Origin of the sequence: Microbacterium radiodurans (assembly GCF_008710705.1) — a bacterium.
Taxonomy (GTDB): Bacteria; Actinomycetota; Actinomycetes; order Actinomycetales; family Microbacteriaceae; genus Microbacterium; species Microbacterium radiodurans.
The window spans coordinates 914378-934607 of sequence record NZ_VYRZ01000002.1 but is presented as its reverse complement, the minus strand read 5'-3'; the positions used below and the strand labels follow the sequence as shown (position 1 = coordinate 934607).

18 protein-coding genes are annotated in these 20230 nt (G+C 70.4%); 15 read left to right on the top strand and 3 right to left on the bottom strand.

What is annotated here, in order from left to right; all coding sequences use genetic code 11:
* Positions 1–17: 17 nt before the first annotated feature.
* The 6 genes from F6B42_RS10280 to F6B42_RS10255 all read left to right on the top strand — a co-directional run bounded on the left by F6B42_RS10280 (position 18) and on the right by F6B42_RS10255 (position 7738).
* The gene (locus F6B42_RS10280; protein WP_150419515.1) at positions 18–230 is read left to right on the top strand and encodes a heavy-metal-associated domain-containing protein; all 213 of its coding nucleotides are present in this window, start codon (positions 18–20) and stop codon (positions 228–230) included.
* Entirely contained in the window at positions 230–2551 is a 2322-nt protein-coding gene (locus F6B42_RS10275; RefSeq protein WP_150419514.1) for a heavy metal translocating P-type ATPase, read from the top strand. The genes F6B42_RS10280 and F6B42_RS10275 overlap by 1 nt, the downstream gene beginning before the upstream one ends.
* A gap of 9 nt (positions 2552–2560) precedes the next feature.
* The gene (locus F6B42_RS10270) at positions 2561–3202 is read left to right on the top strand and encodes a hypothetical protein (protein ID WP_150419513.1); all 642 of its coding nucleotides are present in this window, start codon (positions 2561–2563) and stop codon (positions 3200–3202) included.
* 219 nt (positions 3203–3421) lie between these two features.
* Entirely contained in the window at positions 3422–5575 is a 2154-nt protein-coding gene (locus F6B42_RS10265) for a DEAD/DEAH box helicase (protein ID WP_150419512.1), read from the top strand.
* A gap of 112 nt (positions 5576–5687) precedes the next feature.
* The gene (locus F6B42_RS10260) at positions 5688–6716 is read left to right on the top strand and encodes a 6-phosphofructokinase (RefSeq protein WP_150419511.1); all 1029 of its coding nucleotides are present in this window, start codon (positions 5688–5690) and stop codon (positions 6714–6716) included.
* Between the two features lie 173 nt (positions 6717–6889).
* Positions 6890–7738: a DUF559 domain-containing protein gene (locus F6B42_RS10255; protein WP_150419510.1), complete on the top strand. Its 849-nt coding sequence runs from the start codon at positions 6890–6892 to the stop codon at positions 7736–7738.
* Between the two features lie 116 nt (positions 7739–7854).
* Here the strand turns inward: F6B42_RS10255 and F6B42_RS10250 are convergent, their stop codons facing one another.
* Complete coding sequence (locus tag F6B42_RS10250; protein ID WP_150419509.1) at positions 7855–9981, bottom strand: S9 family peptidase; 2127 nt, start codon at positions 9979–9981, stop codon at positions 7855–7857.
* Between the two features lie 209 nt (positions 9982–10190).
* Here F6B42_RS10250 and F6B42_RS10245 point away from each other — a divergent pair, with 209 nt between their 5' ends.
* From F6B42_RS10245 to F6B42_RS10225, 5 genes are all read left to right on the top strand, one after another.
* On the top strand, positions 10191–11420 hold the full coding sequence (locus tag F6B42_RS10245) for an inorganic phosphate transporter (protein WP_150419508.1): 1230 nt from the start codon (positions 10191–10193) through the stop codon (positions 11418–11420).
* Positions 11417–11752: a peptidase gene (locus tag F6B42_RS10240; RefSeq protein ID WP_150419507.1), complete on the top strand. Its 336-nt coding sequence runs from the start codon at positions 11417–11419 to the stop codon at positions 11750–11752. The genes F6B42_RS10245 and F6B42_RS10240 overlap by 4 nt, the downstream gene beginning before the upstream one ends.
* Before the next feature lie 23 nt (positions 11753–11775).
* Positions 11776–12765 (top strand): phosphodiesterase, encoded by a 990-nt coding sequence (locus F6B42_RS10235; RefSeq protein WP_150419506.1) that lies wholly within the window; start codon positions 11776–11778, stop codon positions 12763–12765.
* Between the two features lie 53 nt (positions 12766–12818).
* Positions 12819–14276 carry an aspartate ammonia-lyase gene (locus F6B42_RS10230; protein ID WP_150419505.1) on the top strand — a complete coding sequence of 486 codons (1458 nt, stop codon included), beginning with the start codon at positions 12819–12821 and terminating at the stop codon, positions 14274–14276.
* Positions 14277–14362: 86 nt separating this feature from the next.
* Positions 14363–14776: a DUF4190 domain-containing protein gene (locus F6B42_RS10225; protein WP_150419504.1), complete on the top strand. Its 414-nt coding sequence runs from the start codon at positions 14363–14365 to the stop codon at positions 14774–14776.
* A 70-nt stretch (positions 14777–14846) separates the two neighbouring features.
* Here the strand turns inward: F6B42_RS10225 and F6B42_RS10220 are convergent, their stop codons facing one another.
* A complete protein-coding gene (locus F6B42_RS10220) occupies positions 14847–15713 on the bottom strand; it encodes a fumarylacetoacetate hydrolase family protein (protein ID WP_150419503.1) in 867 nt (288 codons plus the stop codon).
* A 65-nt stretch (positions 15714–15778) separates the two neighbouring features.
* Here F6B42_RS10220 and F6B42_RS10215 point away from each other — a divergent pair, with 65 nt between their 5' ends.
* The 3 genes from F6B42_RS10215 to F6B42_RS10205 all read left to right on the top strand — a co-directional run bounded on the left by F6B42_RS10215 (position 15779) and on the right by F6B42_RS10205 (position 18277).
* Positions 15779–16945 (top strand): PrsW family intramembrane metalloprotease, encoded by a 1167-nt coding sequence (locus tag F6B42_RS10215; protein ID WP_150419502.1) that lies wholly within the window; start codon positions 15779–15781, stop codon positions 16943–16945.
* 237 nt (positions 16946–17182) lie between these two features.
* Positions 17183–17551: an FKBP-type peptidyl-prolyl cis-trans isomerase gene (locus F6B42_RS10210; RefSeq protein ID WP_150419501.1), complete on the top strand. Its 369-nt coding sequence runs from the start codon at positions 17183–17185 to the stop codon at positions 17549–17551.
* 165 nt (positions 17552–17716) lie between these two features.
* A complete protein-coding gene (locus F6B42_RS10205) occupies positions 17717–18277 on the top strand; it encodes a YceI family protein (RefSeq protein ID WP_150419500.1) in 561 nt (186 codons plus the stop codon).
* A gap of 92 nt (positions 18278–18369) precedes the next feature.
* Here F6B42_RS10205 and F6B42_RS10200 read toward each other — a convergent pair whose 3' ends face one another.
* Positions 18370–19674, bottom strand: coding sequence for an MFS transporter (locus F6B42_RS10200; protein WP_150419499.1), 1305 nt, complete (start codon positions 19672–19674; stop codon positions 18370–18372).
* Positions 19675–19792: 118 nt separating this feature from the next.
* Between F6B42_RS10200 and rpsO the strand changes: the two genes are divergently transcribed.
* A complete protein-coding gene (gene rpsO, locus F6B42_RS10195; protein WP_150419498.1) occupies positions 19793–20062 on the top strand; it encodes a 30S ribosomal protein S15 in 270 nt (89 codons plus the stop codon).
* Positions 20063–20230 lie beyond the last annotated feature (168 nt).

Sequence of the window (20230 nt, the reverse complement as noted above, 5' to 3'; positions counted from 1 at the left end):
GGACCGAGAGGAACACCATGATCACCCAGTCCTACGCCGTCGAGGGCATGACGTGCGATCACTGCGCCATCGCCGTGACCCGCGAGCTCGGAACCGTGCCCGGGATCTCCGACGTCGCGGTCGACGTCGCCGCCGGCACCGTGGACGTCACGGCGGTGCAGTCGCCCGACGACGACGTCATCGCCGCGGCCGTCGCCGAAGCCGGCTACACCCTCACCGGCCGCCGCTGATGTCCGCCGCCGTCGGGAGCGCACGGACGGTCCTCGACATCGAGGGGATGACCTGTGCGAGCTGCGTCGCCCGCGTCGAGAAGCGTCTGGAGCGCCTCGACGGCGTGTCGGCGACGGTCAACCTCGCCACCGAGTCCGCCCGCGTCGACTACCCGGCATCCGTGTCGATGGACGAGCTGGTGGCGGCCGTCGGGGCAGCCGGCTACGTCGCGCGTCCGCGCGGGGCCGATCGCCCGTCGCGCACGAGCGTCCCCGACGCCGGCGCGCACGACGGCACCCGCAGCGGCGATGCGCACGAGGGCGCCGGGCACCAGCACGACGTCGAGGACGAGCCCGGACGCACGACGCTCCGGACCCGCCTCCTCGTCGGGGCCGCCCTGGGGCTGCCGGTCGTCGCGCTCGGCATGGTTCCCGCGTGGCAGTTCCCCGGCTGGCAGTGGGTCTCGCTCGTCCTGACGACCCCGGTCGTGCTGTGGGCCGGACTCCCGTTCCACCGCGCGAGCATCGCGAACGCGCGCCACGGCGCGGTGACGATGGACACGCTCGTCTCGCTCGGCACCGTGGCCGCCTATCTGTGGAGCGTCTGGGCCCTCCTGTTCGGCAGTGCGGGGCGCATCGGCATCCGTCACGAGGTCGTCCTGTTCGGGCCCGTCCACGATCCGTCCTCGCTCGTGTACTTCGAGGTCGCCGCGGCCGTGACCGTGCTGATCCTCCTGGGGCGCTGCATCGAGCAGCGATCCCGGCGTCGTGCGGGTCAGGCGCTGCGTGCGCTGCTCGACCTCGGCGCGCAGGACGTGGAGCTGACCGACGGACGCCGAGTCCCGATCGGCGAGCTGCGCGTCGGCGACGAGTTCACCGTGCGGCCGGGGGAGACGGTGGCGACCGACGGAGTCGTGCTCGATGGCGCGGCATCGGTCGACCAGAGCATGCTCACGGGCGAGTCCGTGCCGATCGACGTCGGGCCGGGCGACCCGGTCACCGGCGGCACGGTCGCGGACGGCGGTCGGCTGCGCGTCCGCGCGACGTCGGTGGGGGAGGACACACGGCTCGCCTCGCTGGCACGGCTCGTCGACGAGGCCCAGACCGGCAAGAGCCGCGTCCAGCGGCTCGCCGACCGGGTCTCCGCGATCTTCGTGCCCATCGTCATCGTCCTCGCGATCGTGACGCTCGTCGGCTGGCTGGTCTCGGGCGCACCCGCGGCGACGGCGTTCACCGCCGCGGTCGCGGTGCTCATCATCGCGTGCCCGTGCGCCCTCGGTCTGGCCACGCCGATCGCGGTGCTCGTCGGCACCGGACGCGGTGCCGAACTCGGCATCCTCATCACCGGCCCCGAGGCCCTCGAAGCTGCTGAGCGCATCGACGTCGTTCTCATCGACAAGACCGGAACCCTCACGGAAGGCCGGATGACGGTGGGCGACGTCACCGCTGAGGGCATCGACCCCGATGATCTGCTGCTCCTCGCCGGTGCCGTCGAGGCGGCATCCGAGCACCCGATCGCCCGTGCCGTCGTCGCCGCATCCGGGAGTGCGACGCCGCCGGATGTCGATGATTTCCGCAGCGTCGCCGGCCGCGGAGTCACGGGCATCGTCGCGGGACGCACCGTCGCCGCGGGCAGCGTCGCGTTCGTCGAGTCCGGGGCGGGGCTCCTCCCGCCGACCCTGCGCGAGGCCGTCGGCCGTGCCGAGGCCGACGGGTCGTCGATCGTCGCGGTCGCCGTCGCAGGGCGGCCCGTCGGCGTCGTCGCCGTCGGGGATCGGATCCGGTCCGATGCCCGCGAGACGGTCGAGCGGCTCCACCGCGCCGGCGCGTCAGTGGTCCTGCTCACCGGTGACAACGCCGGCGCAGCCCGTTCCGTCGCGACGAGTCTCGGCATCGACGACGTCGTGGCCGACGTCCGTCCCGAGGGGAAGCTCGCGGAGGTCCGCGACCGACAGGATGCCGGCGCGCGCGTCGCGATGGTCGGTGACGGTGTCAACGATGCCGCTGCTCTCGCCGCAGCCGACCTGGGCATCGCGATGGGGGGAGGAACGGACGCTGCGAAGCACGCGAGCGACATCACGCTGACCGCCGGCAGCCCCGTGGCCGTCGCGGCCGCGATCGAACTGAGCCGGCGGACTCTGGGAGTCATCCGCGGCAACCTCTTCTGGGCGTTCGCGTACAACGTCGCGGCGCTGCCGCTCGCCGTCGCAGGACTCCTGAACCCGATGGTCGCCGCCGCCGCGATGGCGTTCTCGAGCGTCTTCGTCGTCCTCAACAGCCTGCGACTGCGACGGGCACTCGCGCCCGCGCGCCGCACGACGGCGGACTTGCGGACTCATTAGGCTCTGAGCATGAGCGCATCGCCCCGCATCGTCATCCGGTTCGCCCCGATCGTGGCCGCGGTTGCCCTGCTCACGGCGGGTTGCGCGACCCCCGCCGCCACCGCACCCGAGGACTCATCCGTCCCGACGGAGACCGCGACGGCAGAGCCGACGCCGACCGCGACGCCCACGCCGGTCGAGACCGAGGCGCTCACCGACGACATCGCGCTCCCCGCATCCTGCGACGACATCTATCCGGCCGACCTGCGCGCTCAGCTCGAGGGCGACGTGCCACCGTTGAACGACCCCGGCGTCACGATGTACTCGACCGAGAACGCCGACGCTCTCACCATCCTCGAGTCGGGCGTGCCGACATTGCGCTGCACGTGGGGCGTCCCTTCGGACATCGGCGTGGCGACGACGGTCTCGCTCGTCTCGCCCGAGCAGGCGTCGCGCATCGGCGACGCTCTGTCGACCGCTGGATTCGGTTCCGAGGCGGCGGCTGGCGGGGAGATCTACCGCACCTCGCAGCAGATGCTCTCGATGGACGAAGAGGTCGTCGAGCTCGGTGAGACGCACTTCCTTCGGGGCAATGCCTGGGTCGCGACCCGGTGGGTCAACTACGGGCCCGAGGGATACACCCCGGGCATCGTCAGCGCTCTCTGGGGCTGACCCGTCGCTCCGAGCGCATGAATGCCGGCCGGGGCGGCATGGCGTAGAATAGGCGGCATCGGGACGTCGCCGCGTTCGATGCCGCACCCCGCTGAAGCGGGTTCCGCGGGCGGCAGCGACACTCTCGTCTCCGCTCTCCTCGCCGTCCGGCGCCCCCGAGCGGTATTCCGACCGATCCCGCCGCAGCGGGGTCTTCCGGCACTCAGGCTCAGGAGGAGCATGCCGACCATGGCTACTGCCACAGCGACCGCGAACCGCCGTCGGAAGGCGTCGTCCGCACGCCGCGACGATGACGCGCCGCTCATCCCGATCCTCGCGCGCAAGGTCCGCGAGGTCGAGGCCAAGGCCCAGCGGGGCAAGCTGGGCCCCACCAACCGGGTCAAGTTCCAGGTCATCGCCTTCCTCGTCCGCGAGGAGCGCGCCCGTGTGAAGGCGGACGAGAGCGTCTCGAGCGCCGCGCGCGTCGAGCTGCTCAAGCGCCTCGACGGCGTCGCGACGATCCTCGCGAAGACCGCTGCGCGCGATACGTCGCTCATCCAGCTGCTCGAGGTCGATCAGGCGACGTCGCCGGTCGCGAAGCGCATGCGGCGCGACTGGCTGCTGGAGTCGGGCGCCGAGCTGCCCGAGGACGAGCTCATCATCACCGACGTCGCGCCCGTCCAGGCGCCGGTCGTGCCGGCCGCGCTCGCCGAGCGCCAGGTCGTGCCGCCGCAGGTCGTGGCCCGGCGGGAGTCGAACCCGTTCCTGGCGCCCGACCTCGACCTCCGCGCGCCGCACCAGACGCCGCGCCGTCGGCTCGACGGCTGGGAGCTGATGGGGCCGCTGTACAAGGCGTTCGAGACCGGCGCCGGCGGAGCCGCCGCGTCGATGGAGCTCCCGCCCGTTCCCGAGTTCGACCGTCTGTCGCCCAAGGGTCTCGACATCATGCCGCACCAGTCGCGGTTCCTCGAGGCGGTTCGCGAGGGACATCGCTCCTTCCTCCTCGCCGACGAGCCGGGACTCGGGAAGACCGCCCAGTCGGTCATCGCGGCATCCGTCGCCGGGGCCTACCCGCTTCTGGCCGTCGTCCCGAATGTCGTCAAGATGAACTGGGCGCGCGAGGTCGAGCGGTGGACGCCCCAGCGCCGGGCCACGGTGATCACCGGCGACGGCGCCCAGATCGACGCCTTCGCCGACGTGTTCATCGTCAACTACGAGGTGCTCGACCGGCACCTGTCGTGGCTGGGCTCCCTCGGGCTCCAGGGCATGGTGGTCGATGAGGCGCACTTCATCAAGAACCTCGGATCGCAGCGGTCGCAGAACGTCCTCGCGCTCGCCGGCCGTATCCGCGAGCAGGTGCGCGATCCGCTCATGCTGGCGCTGACCGGCACTCCGCTGATCAACGACGTCGAGGACTTCGACGCGATCTGGCGCTTCCTCGGCTGGGCGAACGGCGAGAAGCCCGGACCGGTCCTGATGGAACGTCTCGACGAGACCGGTCTCACCCCGGCGGACAAGGCCTTCTACCCGGCGGCGCGCGACGCGGTCATCTCGATGGGCATCGTCCGTCGCAAGAAGATGGACGTCGCCGCCGACCTCCCCGACAAGCTCGTGGCGGACCTTCCCGTCCAGCTCGACGACGAGTACGGTCGCTCGATCCGTCAGGCCGAGCAGGAGCTCGGTCAGCGTCTCGCGGCGCGGTACCGCCGGATCATCGAGGCGCGGGGAGACCGCGTGCGCATCGGCGAGGCCGACGACGACATCGTGCGGCTCGTGGCATCGCAGGAGCTCGAGGAGTCGAAGGCCGCCGGAACCGGTGCCGAGAACGTCTTCACGATGGTGCGACGCATCGGTCAGGCGAAGGCCGTGCTCGCCGCCGACTATGCGGCCCAGCTGCAGCGGTCGGTCGGCAAGGTCGTGTTCTTCGCGAAGCACATCGACGTGATGGATGCCGCGGAGGCGCACTTCGCGGCGGCCGGACTCCGCACGGTGTCACTGCGCGGCGACCAGACGGCGACCGCTCGTCAGGACGCCATCGATGCCTTCAACACCGACCCCGACGTCGCGATCGCCGTCTGCTCGCTGACGGCCGCCGGTGTGGGCGTCAACATGCAGGCGGCGTCGAACGTCGTGCTCGCCGAGCTCTCGTGGACGGCTGCCGAGCAGACGCAGGCGATCGACCGCGTGCACCGCATCGGTCAGGAGGAGCCGGTCACGGCGTGGCGGATCATCGCCGCGCACACGATCGACACGAAGATCGCCGAGCTCATCGACTCGAAGCAGGGGCTCGCGGCTCGGGCGCTCGACGGTGAGGCGGTCGATCCGACCTCGAGCGACTCGGTGCAGCTGTCGGCTCTCATGCACCTGCTGCGTCAGGCGCTCGGCGCCGACTGAGCCCGGGGAGGTCGGGCGGCGAGCGTCTCGCAGCCCGACACGGACGGCGATAGTCTCGACGAGAGGCAGAGTCGCCGCATCCGTACCCGTAGCAAGAACGAAGGATCTCTCCATGAAGATCGGCATCCTCACCAGCGGCGGCGACTGCCCCGGACTGAACGCGGTGATCCGCGGCGTCGTGCTCAAGGGCACGACCTCGTACAACATCGAGTTCGTCGGCATCCGCGACGGCTGGCGGGGCGTGGTCGACGGGGACTTCTTCCCGCTCACCCGTCACGAGGTGAAGGGTCTGTCGAAGGTCGGCGGCACGATTCTCGGCACGAGCCGCACGAACCCCTACGAGGGTCCGCGCGGCGGCGCCGAGAACATCGCCGCAACGCTCGATCGCCACCGTATAGACGGCATCATCGCCATCGGCGGCGAGGGCACCCTCGCCGCCGCGAACCGGCTGGCGAACGACGGGATCAACGTCCTGGGCGTGCCCAAGACCATCGACAACGACCTCAAGGCGACCGACTACTCGTTCGGATTCGACACCGCCGTCAACATCGCCACCGACGCGATGGATCGCCTCCGCACCACGGGCGACTCGCACCAGCGCTGCATGGTCGCCGAGGTCATGGGCCGCCACGTCGGCTGGATCGCCTTGCACGCGGGTATCGCCGCCGGCGCGCACGTGATCTGCATCCCCGAGGTGCCCATGTCGATCGAGGAGATCACCGCGCAGGTCACGAAGGCCTTCGATCGCGGCCGCGCGCCGCTCGTCGTGGTCTCGGAGGGCTTCAAGCTCACCGGCCAGGACGAGGCCTTCAGCGACAAGGGCCTCGACGCCTTCAACCGGCCGCGTCTCGGCGGCATCAGCGAGGTGCTGGCGCCCGAGATCGAGCGCATCACCGGCATCGAGACCCGGGCCACCGTTCTCGGACACATCCAGCGCGGCGGGTCGCCGTCGGGATTCGACCGGGTCCTCGCGACCCGGCTCGGGCTCGCCGCGGCCGATGCGCTCGTCGACGGCGCATGGGGTCAGATGGTGTCGCTCAAGGGCACCGACATCGTGCGCGTCTCGTTCGACGAGGCGCTCGGCGAGTTGAACACGGTGCCGTTCTACCGCTACGAGGAAGCCGCCGCCCTCTTCGGCTGACCCGCGGCCGATGCCGGCGAACCAGCGAGGGCAGGACGAATCGCCCGCATTCGTCCTGTATGCGCAGGTTCGCCTGCGTCCGTGTGTCCTCCACGACGGCGGAGTGCGGCCCGAGTGTCCACCGGTGGGCAGGGGAGGTCGGTGCGGTGGCACGCCACCCAGAGTGTTGGAGGATGCCGCATCCTCACCTCGATCTCGTCGAATGGCTGGCCCGGCGAGGTGGCGTCGCACACACCTCGACGCTGCGCTCGGCGGGGTACACCTCGCACCGAGTCCGAATCGGGCTCGCCGCCGGCGATTTCGCCTGGGTGCGCCGCTCCTGGCTGGCGACACCGACCGCTGATCCGGAGCTCGCGCGTGCCGCGTCGCTCGCGGGCCGCCTCACCTGTCTGACGTCCGCTCGACGGCAGGGGCTCTGGGTGCCCGACGGGGCGGACGGGCTTCATATCGCTGTCCCGCGTACGTCATCTCGACTGGCCGCGCACGACGTCCACCTGCATTGGGCCGCCGCGCCCGCGCCGAGCGGCGCGTTCTCGCTCGAGGATCCGATTCTCAACGTCCTGTTCCACGTCGCACGGTGCCTCGGAGAAGCGGATGCCGCGGCGGTATGGGAGTCGGCGATCCGACTGCGTCGCGTGGATGCCGGCGTGCTCGCCTCTGTGCGATGGCGATCGACGTCGGCATCGCGACTCGCCCGCTCCGCATCCTCGTTGTCGGATTCCGGGATCGAGACCGCCTTCGTGCGCCTCATGCGAGGGCTGGGGGTCGCGGTCGCACAACAGGTGGTGATCGACGGCCATCCTGTCGATGGGCTCATCGGCGAGCGGCTCGTCGTGCAGCTCGACGGCTTCGCTCACCACCAGGCCCGCCAGCGGCGGCGCGATCTCCGCGCTGACGCGCGACTCGTCTTGCGCGGCTACGTGGTGCTCCGGTTCGACTACCAACAGGTGCTCTTCGACCCGCAGTTCGTGACCGAGACCATCGCGACGGCCATGGCACAGGGTCATCACCACCCGCGCTGAGCATCACGACGACAGGCGAACCGACGGATGCAGGACGTTCTGCAGCGGATCCGCCTGTAACCGCCGGTTCGCCTGTACCGACAGCCGGTGACATGCGCGGGCGACCGGCGGGCGGGTCAGTCGGCGAGGCCGACCACGTCCAGGAGCCAGGCCAGCTCGAACGCGCGCTCGCGCCAGGAGTTGTAGCGCCCGCTGACGCCGCCGTGCCCGGCCGACATCTCGCACTTCAGCAGCGCGTCGGCGCCGACCTCGCGCAGGCGCGCCACCCACTTCGCCGGTTCCACGTACAGCACGCGTGTGTCGTTGAGCGAGGTGACGGCCAGGATGCGGGGGTATGCGGCATCCTCGCGGACGTTCTCATACGGCGAGTACGACTTCATGTACGCGTACACGTCGGCGTCGTGGAGGGGGTCGCCCCACTCGTCCCACTCGATCACGGTGAGCGGCAGCGACGGGTCGAGGATGGTCGTGAGCGCATCGACGAACGGCACGGCGGCGAGCACGCCCGCGAACAGCTCCGGGGCGAGGTTCGCGACGGCGCCCATCAACAGACCGCCGGCGGAACCGCCCTCCGCGACGAGGCGATCGGGAGAGGTCCACCCGGTGTCGACGAGGTGGCGCGCGACGGCGACGAAGTCGGTGAAGGTGTTGCGCTTGTGCAGCAGCTTCCCCTCCTCGTACCACCGGCGCCCCATCTCGCCGCCGCCACGGACGTGCGCGACGGCGAAGACGACGCCACGGTCGAGCAGCGACAGGCGTGACACCGACATCGACGGATCGATCGAGTGCTCGTAGGAGCCGTAGCCGTACAGGTGCAGGGCGCGAGCGCCGCCGTCACCTCCCGGCGTGCCGAACGAGCGCTTCCAGACGAGCGAGACGGGGATGCGCGTTCCATCGTCGGCGGTGGCCCACAGCCGCTCCTGCGCGTAGTCCGACGACTCGTAGCCCCCGAGGACCGGCTGCTGCTTGCGGAGGATCAGCTCTCCGGACGCGACGACGTAGTCGTAGACGGCGCCGGGGGTGACGAACGACCCGTAGCCGAGCCGCAGGACCGGCGGCGCCCATTCCGGGTTGCCGCCCATTCCGACCGTGTACAGGGGCTCGGCGAACTCGAGCTCCGCCATCGCCGAGCGGGCGTAGTCGAACAGGGCGAGCCGCTGCAGACCGTCGCGTCGGTAGCCGACGACGGCGAAGTCGCGGAAGGTCGACAGGCCGTCCAGGCGGCGGCCCGACTCGTGCGCGATGACCACGGTGCGCTCGCCGGTCGGGTCGGATGCGCGCACGCGCACGAGCTCGAAGTCGACGGCATCCTCGTTGTGCAGCACGTACAGCACGTCCTCGCCCCCGACGACGGCGTGCGACACCGAGTACTCGACGCCCTCGCGTCGCGGCCACACCGACCGAGGCTCGGCGCGCAGGTCGTCCGCGGGAACGAGGAACTCCTCGCTCGTGATCGACGAGCCGACCTCGATCACGAGGTATCGGTCGCTGCGCGTGAAGCCCGCTCCCACCCAGTAGCGCTCGTCGGGCTCGTGGAAGAGGCGGGTGTCGGATGCCGCGTCCGCACCGATCTCATGAAGCCACACCGTGTCGGGCCGCCACGCGTCATCGACGGTCGAGTAGACGACGAAGCGCCCGTCGGGGGAGAGGGAGGCGCCCGCGAAGGTGCCGGGGATCTCGTCCGCCAGCTGCTTACCCGACGCGATGTCGCGCAGTCGCAGCGTGTAGCGCTCGTCGCCCTCGACGTCGGTGCCGTAGAGCAGCAGCGCGCCGTCGGTGGAGACCTCGAAGCTGCCGAGCGAGAAGAAGTCGTGCCCCTCGGCCTCGACGTTGCCGTCGAGGATGATCTGCTCCCCGGGCACCGGGACGCCCGGCTCGAGCACGGGCGGCGTCCAGTCGTCGTCGCCCGCGAGCGGCGCACGGCACTGGATCCCGTACTCGCTGCCCTCGACCGTCCGTCCGTAATACCACCACGATCCGCGCCGAGTCGGCACGGAGAGATCGGTCTCGAGGGTGCGTCCTTTGATCTCGTCGAAGATGCGGTCGCGCAGGCCGGCGAGATGAGTCGTGCGCGCATCCGTATAGGCGTTCTCGGCCTCGAGGTGCGCGAGCACGGCGGCGTCGTCCTTCGCCCGCAGCCACTCGTAGCGGTCGTTGACCTCGTCGCCGTGGTGGGTCCGCAGGTGGTCGCGCGTATCGGCATGCGGGGGCTGGACGGGGGCGGCATCGCGGGTGTCGGTCACCGTTCAACGCTAGCGCCGGATGCGGCCCCGATGGACGTCCTGGCCCGGCCCCCGTCGGCAGCGACCCAGAAGTGTGGCAGGATTCGATGGTCCGGTTGCCGGACCATGAACAGACGGTGAACTCTTCGTTCGCGCCCGCCGCGGCCGCGGCAACCCGATCACACCTGCCGGACCCCCAGCCGGGGCCCGCACGTCACAGAGAGCGCGCAGTGGAAACCGCTGTACTCATCCTCCTGCTGGTCATCGGACTGGCCCTCTTCTTCGACTTCACCAACGGCTTCCACGACACGGCCAATGCGATGGCGACGCCCATCGCGACCGGCGCGCTGAAGCCCAAGGTCGCCGTCCTCCTCGCCGCGGGGCTGAACCTCGTCGGCGCTTTCCTCTCGACGGAGGTCGCCAAGACCGTCTCGCACGGCATCATCCACGAAGAGCAGCTCGGGGTCGCGGCCCTGCTCCCGCTCATCTTCGCCGGCCTCATCGGCGCGATCACCTGGAACATGCTGACGTGGCTTCTCGGCCTGCCCTCGAGCTCGTCCCACGCCCTGTTCGGTGGGCTCATCGGGGCGACGCTCGTCGGCGTCGGGGCCATGGCGATCGACTTCGGCGTCGTGTTGAGCAAGGTCATCCTGCCCGCCCTCATCGCCCCGGTGACGGCCGGCGTCATCGCCTTCACCGTCACGAAGGTCGCCTACGCCGTGACCCGCCGCCACGACGGCAAGCCCGACGGCCGCGACGGCTTCCGGTGGGGACAGATCTTCACGTCCTCGCTCGTCGCGCTGGCCCACGGCACCAACGACGCGCAGAAGACGATGGGCGTCATCACGCTCGCGCTCATCGCGGCCGGATGGCAGAGCGCCGAGCACGCAGAGCCGCAGCTGTGGGTCATCATCGCGTGCGCCGTGACGATCGCGCTCGGCACGTACATGGGCGGCTGGCGCATCATCCGCACGCTCGGCAAGGGACTCACCGACGTCAAGCCCGCCCAGGGCTTCTCGGCGGAGACCTCGACGGCATCGACGATCCTCGCCTCGAGCGCGCTCGGCTTCGCGCTGTCGACCACGCAGGTCGCGTCGGGATCGGTCATCGGATCGGGTCTGGGTCGCCGCGGTTCGACGGTCCGGTGGCGCACCGTCGGACGCATCATGGTCGGCTGGCTCCTGACGCTCCCCGCCTCCGGTGCCGTCGGCGCCCTCGCGGCGCTCCTGGTCGTGTGGCTCGGCCCGGTCGGCATCGCGATCGACGCCGTGCTGGCCGTCGTGATCGTGCTCGCGATGTTCCTCCGCTCGCGCCGCGACGAGGTCCACGCCGGCAACGCGATGAGCGAGGTCGCGGACTCGGGCCTCGCCGTCGACGTGCCCGCCGACCCGCCGCCGACGCGGCGTCAGCAGCGTCACGCCGCGGCGAGTGCCGCTGCGGAGCGTGAGGAGAAGCGATGAACGTCTCGATCGACTGGACCGCCTTCCTGCACGTCTTCGCCGTCGCCCTCTCCGGCGCGGTGCTCGTCGTAGGCTTCTACGCGCTCGGACTGCGCCTGATGGTGCGCGCGGGACGCGTGCCCGTCGTCACGCCCGCGGAGTTCACCGACGCGATCGCCGTCATCAGCGAGAAGCAGGCACGTCGCCGCGCGAAGGCTGCGGCGAAGGCGGCCAAGAAGAATCCGCTCACCCCCACTCAGAAGCGCGTCGCACTCATCGGCGCGTACGCGGCATTCGGGCTGTGCGCCCTCGCGGTCCTCGCCGGAATCGTCCTCATCGTCGTCGGCGCGTAGGAGCCCCCGCCTAGGCTGAGGCGATGACCACCACCGACCCGACGGACGCATCGGGCATTCCGCGCGACGACGACACCGACACCGGCGCCCGCGCGGGCACGCCCACCGCCGCGACGACCGTGCAGTTCGGCCAGCACGCTCCCGCACGCCGCGTTCTCGTGCACGTGAGCGACACGCACCTGCTGGCCGGGGGAGCCGCACTCGGCGGCCGCTACGACGCGTCGGGCAACCTCGATGCGACCCTCGCGGCCATCGAGCGCACCGGCATCCGACCCGATGCGCTCGTCTTCACCGGCGATCTCACCGATCTCGGCGAGCCCGACGCCTATCGGCGACTGCGCGAGGCCGTCGAACCCGTTGCCGAGCGGCTCGGCGCTCCGATCGTCTGGGTGGCGGGGAACCACGACGAGCGCGGTCCCATGCGCGCGGGCCTGTGGGGCGGCGCGGCGGACGACGAGAGTCCGATCACCGCCGTGCACGACCTTGGCGGCCTGCGTCTGATCGCGCTCGATTCCACGGTCCCGGGCTGGCATCACGGCGCGATCGACGCCGCCCAGCGGGAGTGGTTGCGACAGGTGCTCAGCGAGCCCGCGCCGCTCGGCACGATCCTCGCCCTGCATCATCCGCCGATCCCGAGCCACGTCCCGTTCTTCGACATCCTCGAGCTGCGCGATCAGCCGGGTCTCGCCGAGATCGTGCGGGGAACCGACGTGCGGGCGATCCTCGCCGGCCACCTGCACTACTCCACGAGCGGGACCTTCGCCGGCATCCCGGTGAGCGTCGCATCGGCCACCTGCTACACGATGAACCTGCAGTCGCCCGCCGACGAGGTGAACGGGATGGATGCCGGGTCGGCGTTCCAGCTCGTGCACGTCTGGGACGACTCGGTCACGGCGTCGGTCGTCCCGGTGGTCGAGGCGGACACCGCCGACCACTTCTCGCCGGAGTGGCTGGCGCGCATGTCCGCCCTCTCGCCGCGGGAGCGTCTGGAGGCGTTCTCGCGCAAGCGCTGAGTAGGCTGGATGCCGTCCCTCCCATCGCCGTGAGACCCACAAGGACCCTGCGCATGACTGCTGTCGCCACCCGTACCGAGACCGACTCCCTGGGATCGATGGAGATCCCCGCCGATGCGTACTGGGGCATCCACACCGCCCGTGCGCTCGAGAACTTCCCGATCTCGCAGCGGCAGGTCTCGGTGTACCGCGATCTGGTCCGCGCGCTGGCGATGGTGAAGCAGGCCTCCGCCCGCGCGAACCGCGAGATCGGCGTCCTCGACGACGAGCGAGCCGATCTCATCGACCGGGCGGCGCAGCGGGTGATCGACGGGGAGTTCCACGACCAGTTCGTCGTCGGCGTCGTCCAGGGCGGCGCCGGGACCTCGACGAACATGAACGCGAACGAGGTCATCACCAACGTCGCGCTCGAGATGGCGGGGCGTCCGAAGGGCGACTACGCCTACCTCTCGCCGATCGACCACACCAACCGCAGCCAGTCGACGAACGACGTCTACCCGACGGCGATCAAGGTGGGTCTCGGGCTCGACCTGCAGACGCTCCTCGAAGAGCTCGCCCTGCTGCGGGAGTCGTTCCTGGCGAAGGCGGTCGAGTTCCACGACATCCTGAAGGTGGGCCGCACGCAGCTGCAGGACGCCGTGCCCATGACGCTCGGCCAGGAGTTCCACGGCTTCGCGACCACCCTCGGCGAGGATCATTCCCGTCTGGGCGAGAACGCGTCGCTGCTCTACGAGATCAACATGGGCGCGACGGCGATCGGCACCGGGATCACGACGCACCGGGACTACCGCCCCGCGGTCGTCCGTCACCTGCGCGAGATCACGGGGCTCGACCTCGAGAGCGCGGCGGATCTCGTGGAGTCGACGAGCGACACGGGGTCGTTCATGTCGTTCTCCTCCTCGCTCAAGCGCAATGCCATCAAGCTGTCGAAGATCAGCAACGACCTGCGACTCCTCTCCAGCGGTCCGCAGGCGGGGTTCGGCGAGATCAATCTGCCTGCGCGCCAGGCGGGGTCGAGCATCATGCCGGGCAAGGTGAACCCGGTCATCCCCGAGGTCGTCAATCAGGTCGCGTTCGCCGTCGCCGGAGCCGACCTCACCGTGACGATGGCGGTCGAGGGCGGCCAGCTGCAGCTCAATGCCTTCGAGCCGATCATCGCGCACTCGATCTTCCAGTCGATCACGTGGATGCGCCGCGCGATGCGCACCCTGCGGATCAACTGCGTCGACGGGATCACGGCCAATCGCGAGCGCCTGGGAGCGATGGTCGGGTCGTCGGTGGGCGTCGTCACCGCGCTCACGCCGTTCATCGGCTACGCCGCTGCCGCCGCGCTCGCCAAGACGGCGCTGCTGACACATCGCAACGTCGGCGACCTCGTCGTGGAGGCGGGGCTGATGTCGCGCGAAGAGGTCGACAAGCAGCTCTCGCCCGCCCGGCTGTCGGGCCTGCAGGCCGTCACCGCCGCGATCCCGATCGTCCGAACGAGCGCCGCGGAGGACATCACGAGCTGACCCGCGGGCGCCACCCTTTGTGCGCGGGCCGCGCGGGTCGATAACGTCGAGTCCGACAGCTTTCCGACTCCAGACCGGGGGATCCCATGACCGACCCGAACAACCCGTCCGCGCCGCAGCCTCCCGCATACCAGCCGCCGGCGTACCCGACCTCCAACGAGCCGGCCTACAACGCGGGCCCCGGCGCCCCCGTGCCCGGCAAGACCCTCGGCATCGTCGCGCTCGTGCTCGCGATCGTGCCCGTGGGCCTGCAGCTGGTCGGTCTGATCCTCGGCATCGTGGCGCTCGTGCAGAGCCGCAAGGCGGGGCGCAAGAACGGTGTCGCGGTCGCCGCGATCATCGTGAGCGCCATCCTGCTCGTGCTCGGCATCATCGCCACGATCGTCGCGATCTCGATCTTCGCGACGATGGGCAACGACGTCTACGAGGCCTGCGTCGTGCAGGGTTCGGACACCGTGCAGATCTGGGGCCAGACGGTCGCCTGCTCCGAGGTGCGCTGAATCGCGCGGTGAACGCGGCGCGGAACCGCGTCGCTTCGCACCGAGTCCCCGTGGGTCCGCCCGCGGGGACTCAGTCGTCGATGCGGCAGTTCGTCCGCAGCTCGCCGATGCCGTCGATCCCGACCGTGACGACCGAGCGGTCGCGCAGGAAGATCTGCGGGTCGCGCGAGTACCCGGCGCCGCCGGGGCTGCCGGTGGAGATGAGGGTGCCCGGCAGCAGGGTCGCCGAGCTCGACAGATGCGACACGAGGGTGGCGACCGAACGGATCATCTGGCCCGTCGAGGCGTCCTGCACCGTCTGCCCGTCCACGACCGCCCAGATGTGCAGATCCTGCGGGTCGGGCACCTCGTCGGCGGTGACGACGAAGGGACCGGTCGGCGTGAACCCGTCGAAGGACTTGCATCGCGACCACTGCGCCTCGGAGAACTGGATGTCGCGCGCGGTGATGTCGTTGACCACCGTGTAACCCCAGACGTGGTCGAGCGCGTCCTCGGCGGAGACGTCCTTCGCGGCCGTCCCGACGATCACGCCGAGTTCGGCCTCGTAGTCGACGGACTCGCTCAACCGGCGCGGCCACGCGGTGACCGCGTCGTGGCCGGTGAGGGAGTTCGGCCAGAGCGTGAAGACGGTGGGCGCGGTATCCGCCTTGAGACCCAGTTCGCTCGAGTGAGCGGCGTAATTGAGACCGACGGCGAGCACGATCGGCGGATTCATCACGGCCGACGCGTAGCGGGCGCCGTCGAGGTCGTGCCAGACGACGTCGGATGCCGCGGCCTCCGACACCTGCGCGAGCCCGGCGTCGCCTCGGGAGATCAGGTCCTGGAGGCTCTCGGGTGCGCCGTCGAACAGGTCGCCGACGAAGGCCGCCCGGTTCTCTTCGACGAGCACGAGGCGGGGTTCGTCGGCCCCCGCGGCGATCACGTGGGCAAAGCGCATGTCACCAGGCTACCGGCACCTCGTCGCTCGGCGCGGTGCCGAGCCGCGGCCCTATCCTGAGGGACGTGTCCTACCCCTCGCCCCTGTCGCAGCCGCAACCGGGGCGACCCGCGCCCGTCCCCGCTGCGCCGAACCCGCCGCGGCCGGTCGGGGTCCGCGCGCGTCCGGGCGGCTGGGCGGTCGTCTGGCTGTGGGCGATGCTCGCCGTGCTCACGCTGGGCCTCGCGGCCTACCTCCTCACGTTCCTCGGCTGGGCGGCGGCGATCATCGCCGCCGTGCTCGCCCTGATTCCGCTGACCGCGGTGCTGTGGTCCGTCCGGCTCGTCGACCGCTGGGAGCCGGAACCGCCCCGCCTGCTGTGGCTCGCCCTCGGGTGGGGTGCCGTCGCCGCCGTCGTGATCGCGCTCGGGGTGGACCTCCTGCTCCGCCTGGTGTTCGGTTCGGCCGGCGACCCCGTCGCCGCGGCCTTCGGCAGCGTCGTGCAGGCGCCGATCGTCGAGGAGATCGGCAAGGGACTCGGGGTCCTCCTCATCCTCGTGATCGGGCGGCGCTTCTTCGACGGTCCGGTCGACGGCGTCGTCTACGGTGCGATGGTCGGGGCGGGATTCGCCTTCACCGAGAACATCCTCTACTTCGCCGACGCCCTGCTCTCGGGCGGTGTCGCGCAGGTCACGGTGACGTTCGTGCTCCGCGGCATCCTGTCGCCGTTCGCCCACGTCATGTTCACCGCGGCGCTCGGGTACTCGCTCGGTCTCGCCGCCCGGCGGGGCGCCCGCGGTGCGGAGCTGATCGGCCCCTGGGCGGGCGGGACGGCGGCGGCCGTCCTGCTGCATGCGCTGTGGAACGGCTCGGCGGTGTTCACCGACTTCTTCGCCCTGTACGTCACGCTGCAGGTGCCCCTGTTCGTCGGCTTCGTCGTGGGCATCATGGTGCTGCTGCGCGAAGAGGCGCGGCTCACCCGAGCGCGTTTGGGGGAGTATGCGGCAGCGGGGTGGTTCACTCCGGTCGAGGTCGACCTGCTCGCGACGCGGTCGGGGCGCCGGCGCGCCCTCGCGTGGGCTCGGACGCTGCCGGGCGACCGCCGTGGCGTCATGCGCGCCTTCATCGCGGAGGCGACGGGGCTCGCGTCCGCTCGCCAGCGTGCGCTGACCGGTCGCGACGATCGCGCCCTGTCGGACGAAGCCGTCCACCTCGAGCGCAGCGCGCACCTGCGTCGCGCGCTGCTCGGCTGACCGTCCGCCGCTGCTGTTCGGCGGGCACGTGCGGCTGGCATTCCGCGGGAATGCTCAAGACGCCCGCAGACAGACTCAGCGCCCGGTGCCGCGGCGATGCCTGCGTGTCTCCCGGGCGCTGAGTTGGCCTACCCCCATGATCCACACACCCCCAGAGGTCGTCAAGACCCCCGGCGGCACACGGGTCGAGTCCGGCTCGCGTTGCACGCCGCCCGGCGCTCGGGTTGGATGGGCATCATGACTGACGACCGCACCAAGCCCGAGATCGACGCTCCCGAGGGCCCCGCCCCCGATGACCTCGTCGTCCGCGACCTCATCGTCGGCGACGGCGCCGAGGCGAAGGCCGGCGACACCGTGACCGTTCACTACGCGGGTGTCGAGTACACCTCGGGCGAGGAGTTCGACTCGTCGTGGAACCGCGGCGAGAGCATCCAGTTCCCCCTCCGCGGCCTGATCCAGGGCTGGCAGGACGGCATCCCGGGTATGAAGGTCGGTGGTCGCCGCGAGCTCGTGATCCCGCCGCACCTCGCCTACGGCCCGGCCGGCGGCCACTTCCTCGGCGGCAAGACCCTCATCTTCATCATCGATCTCCTCGCCGTCGGCTGAGTCTCCGACAGCTCGGAAACGGGCGGATGCCGTGTCGCGGCATCCGCCCGTCGTCGTCTCACCGCCGCCTCGCAGGAATTTCCATTCGCGGGAATAGGATTGGCGGCGGGCTGGTTCCAGTCCGCATACGCCGGATGAGCCGGCGCCCCAGAACGAAGGACGATCATGACCGACAACACCCTGACTGAGATCCCCGGTTACAAGGCTGGCACCTGGGTGCTCGACGCCTCCCACAGCGAGGTGGGCTTCAGCGTCCGCCACATGATGATCTCGAAGGTCCGCGGCACCTTCGCCGTCGCCGAGGCGACGATCGTCGCTCCCGAGAACCCCCTCGACCTGACGCTCGACGCCAAGGTCGACGTCGCGTCCATCAACACGAAGGACGAGGGTCGCGACAACCACCTGCGCAGCGCCGACTTCTTCGACGCCGAGACGTACCCGAACATCACCTTCGTCTCGACCGGCGTGCGTCAGCAGGGCGGCGACTTCCTCGTCGACGGCGACCTCACCATCAAGGACGTCACCAAGAGCGTCACCTTCACGGTCGAGTTCGGCGGCTTCGGAACCGACCCGTGGGGCAACTACAAGGCCGGCGCGACGGCGAAGACGGTCATCAACCGCGAGGAGTTCGGCCTGACCTGGAACGCCGCTCTCGAGACCGGCGGCGTGCTCGTGGGCAAGGATGTCACGATCGAGCTCGACCTGCAGGGTTCCATCCAGGCCTGATCGTCCGGAAGCGAACCGAGGGGCGGATGCTGCGGCATCCGCCCCTCGTCGTCTGCAGCGCGATCCTCCGCCGTCTCGAAGCCGAGCGGCGGTCAGGGCGTCGGGCGCGCGGCGTCGTAGGCCCGGAACGCGGGGGCGAGGCGCACGAGCAGCGCCACCAGCCCGACGATGACGAAGCCGCCCAGCAGCGGCGGGAACCACAGCGCCGTCACCGTTGCGAGCGTTCCGGCGTAGAGGGCCCCCAGGCGCGGGCCGCCCGCGACGACGACGATGAAGAGGCCCTGCAGCCGCCCGCGGATCGCATCGGGGACGGCGGCCTGAACCATCGTGTTGCGGTAGATCGAGCTCACGTTGTCGGCCGCGCCCGAGCCGGCGAGTGCGACGGCGGCGAGGGCGATGAGTCCGATGTTCGCGGAGTCCTCGCCGATGCGGTCGGGTGCGAGGAGGCCGAACGTCGCCGCAAGCAGAACGGCGCCGAAGAGCGCGATCGAAATGCCGTAGGCGATGATCGCGCGCTCGATCCCGCGACCGTGGAGCGGGTAGCGAGCGATGGGTCCCGAGAACAGGCTCGAGAAGAAGGCGCCGACGGCGATCGCGGCGGTCAGCAGGCCGGTGGTGATCGCGCCGCCGCCCAGGAGAACCGCGCCGATCGCGGGGAAGAGCGCCGTGGGCTGGCCGAACGTCATGGCGACGATGTCGAGGATGAACTGCAGGCGGGTGTTCTTCGCGCCGCGGATGAATCGCCACCCGTCGGCCAGCGACCGGAGCCCCGGGCGGACGACGGCGCCCTCGGGTCGGATGCTCGGCAGTGACCAGAGTCCGAGGAACAGGGCGCTCATGAGGACGAGATCGATCGTGTAGGTCCACCCGTAGCCCGTGAAGGCGACGAGCAGACCCGCCGCAGCCGGACCGACCGACACCATGATCCCCATCGTGATCCCCCCGAGCGCCGACGCCGCGGGAAGCAGCTCGCGCGGGATGAGGCGGGGGACGATGGCCTGGCGGGCGGCCATCACGACCGAGTTGGCCGCGGAGTTCACGACGGCGATCGCGTAGAGCCACGCGACCGTCTCGCCGCCGCTCCAGGTCAGGATCATGAGGACGGCGGTCGATGCGAATGTGATGGATGCCGCGACGAGAGCGACCCGCCGGCGGTCGAACGCATCCGCCAGCATCCCGCCGTAGAGCCCCGCGACGATCATGGGCACGAGGCCCGCGACGGCGATCATCGCGACCGCGAACGTCGAGGCGGTGAGGTCGTACATGTGGAGCATGATCGCCACAATCGTCAGCTGACCGCCGAGTCCGGCCAGCGTCGACCCGACCCACATGCGTGCGAAGGCGGGGGAGGTGGTGAGCGGCCGCAGATCGATCAGGTGGTCCCGTCGCAGGCGCATCAGACGAGCCTAGATGACTGGTAGAGTAGAGCGGTTGCCGTTCGATCGGCCGCGGATAAAGAGAGCTCGCACATCCTGTGCCGGGCGCCGCGCAACGAGAAGGAAGGGGATCCCATCTATGGCACTCGAAGCAGACGTCAAGAAGGCGATCATCGAAGAGTACGCGACGCACCCCGGTGACACCGGATCCCCCGAGGTGCAGGTCGCGCTCATGTCGCAGCGCATCAAGGACCTCACCGAGCACCTCAAGATCCACAAGCACGACCACCACTCGCGCCGTGGACTCTTCCTGCTCGTCGGTCAGCGCCGTCGACTGCTCGGCTACCTGCAGGAGCTCGACATCCAGCGTTACCGTACGCTGATCGAGCGCCTCGGGCTGCGCCGCTAAGGAACGCGCACCGCGTATATCGCGCAGAACATTCTTGCGAAGGCCGTCCCAGGTGTGGGGCGGCCTTCGGCTTTCGCTCAGCAGGGGCGCAATCATCGGCTGCGCTCGGCGCGCCTCGCTGCGCGGGCTTTGCGGATGGCGGCGAAAGGAGTACCGTTCGATTCGGCT

What these genes read in the sequence shown, in the direction of transcription:
- F6B42_RS10275 (WP_150419514.1), top strand. Translation starts at nt 230, where the DNA reads ATGTCCGCCGCCGTCGGGAGCGCACGGACGGTCCTCGACATCGAGGGG.
- F6B42_RS10205 (WP_150419500.1), top strand. Translation starts at nt 17,717, where the DNA reads ATGACCGACAACACCCTGACTGAGATCCCCGGTTACAAGGCTGGCACC.
- F6B42_RS10210 (WP_150419501.1), top strand. Translation starts at nt 17,183, where the DNA reads ATGACTGACGACCGCACCAAGCCCGAGATCGACGCTCCCGAGGGCCCC.
- F6B42_RS10280 (WP_150419515.1), top strand. Translation starts at nt 18, where the DNA reads ATGATCACCCAGTCCTACGCCGTCGAGGGCATGACGTGCGATCACTGC.
- F6B42_RS10200 (WP_150419499.1), bottom strand. Translation starts at nt 19,674, where the DNA reads ATGCGCCTGCGACGGGACCACCTGATCGATCTGCGGCCGCTCACCACC.
- F6B42_RS10255 (WP_150419510.1), top strand. Translation starts at nt 6,890, where the DNA reads ATGCCGCATCCTCACCTCGATCTCGTCGAATGGCTGGCCCGGCGAGGT.
- F6B42_RS10235 (WP_150419506.1), top strand. Translation starts at nt 11,776, where the DNA reads ATGACCACCACCGACCCGACGGACGCATCGGGCATTCCGCGCGACGAC.
- F6B42_RS10265 (WP_150419512.1), top strand. Translation starts at nt 3,422, where the DNA reads ATGCCGACCATGGCTACTGCCACAGCGACCGCGAACCGCCGTCGGAAG.
- F6B42_RS10240 (WP_150419507.1), top strand. Translation starts at nt 11,417, where the DNA reads ATGAACGTCTCGATCGACTGGACCGCCTTCCTGCACGTCTTCGCCGTC.
- rpsO (WP_150419498.1), top strand. Translation starts at nt 19,793, where the DNA reads ATGGCACTCGAAGCAGACGTCAAGAAGGCGATCATCGAAGAGTACGCG.
- F6B42_RS10225 (WP_150419504.1), top strand. Translation starts at nt 14,363, where the DNA reads ATGACCGACCCGAACAACCCGTCCGCGCCGCAGCCTCCCGCATACCAG.
- F6B42_RS10260 (WP_150419511.1), top strand. Translation starts at nt 5,688, where the DNA reads ATGAAGATCGGCATCCTCACCAGCGGCGGCGACTGCCCCGGACTGAAC.
- F6B42_RS10220 (WP_150419503.1), bottom strand. Translation starts at nt 15,713, where the DNA reads ATGCGCTTTGCCCACGTGATCGCCGCGGGGGCCGACGAACCCCGCCTC.
- F6B42_RS10270 (WP_150419513.1), top strand. Translation starts at nt 2,561, where the DNA reads ATGAGCGCATCGCCCCGCATCGTCATCCGGTTCGCCCCGATCGTGGCC.
- F6B42_RS10230 (WP_150419505.1), top strand. Translation starts at nt 12,819, where the DNA reads ATGACTGCTGTCGCCACCCGTACCGAGACCGACTCCCTGGGATCGATG.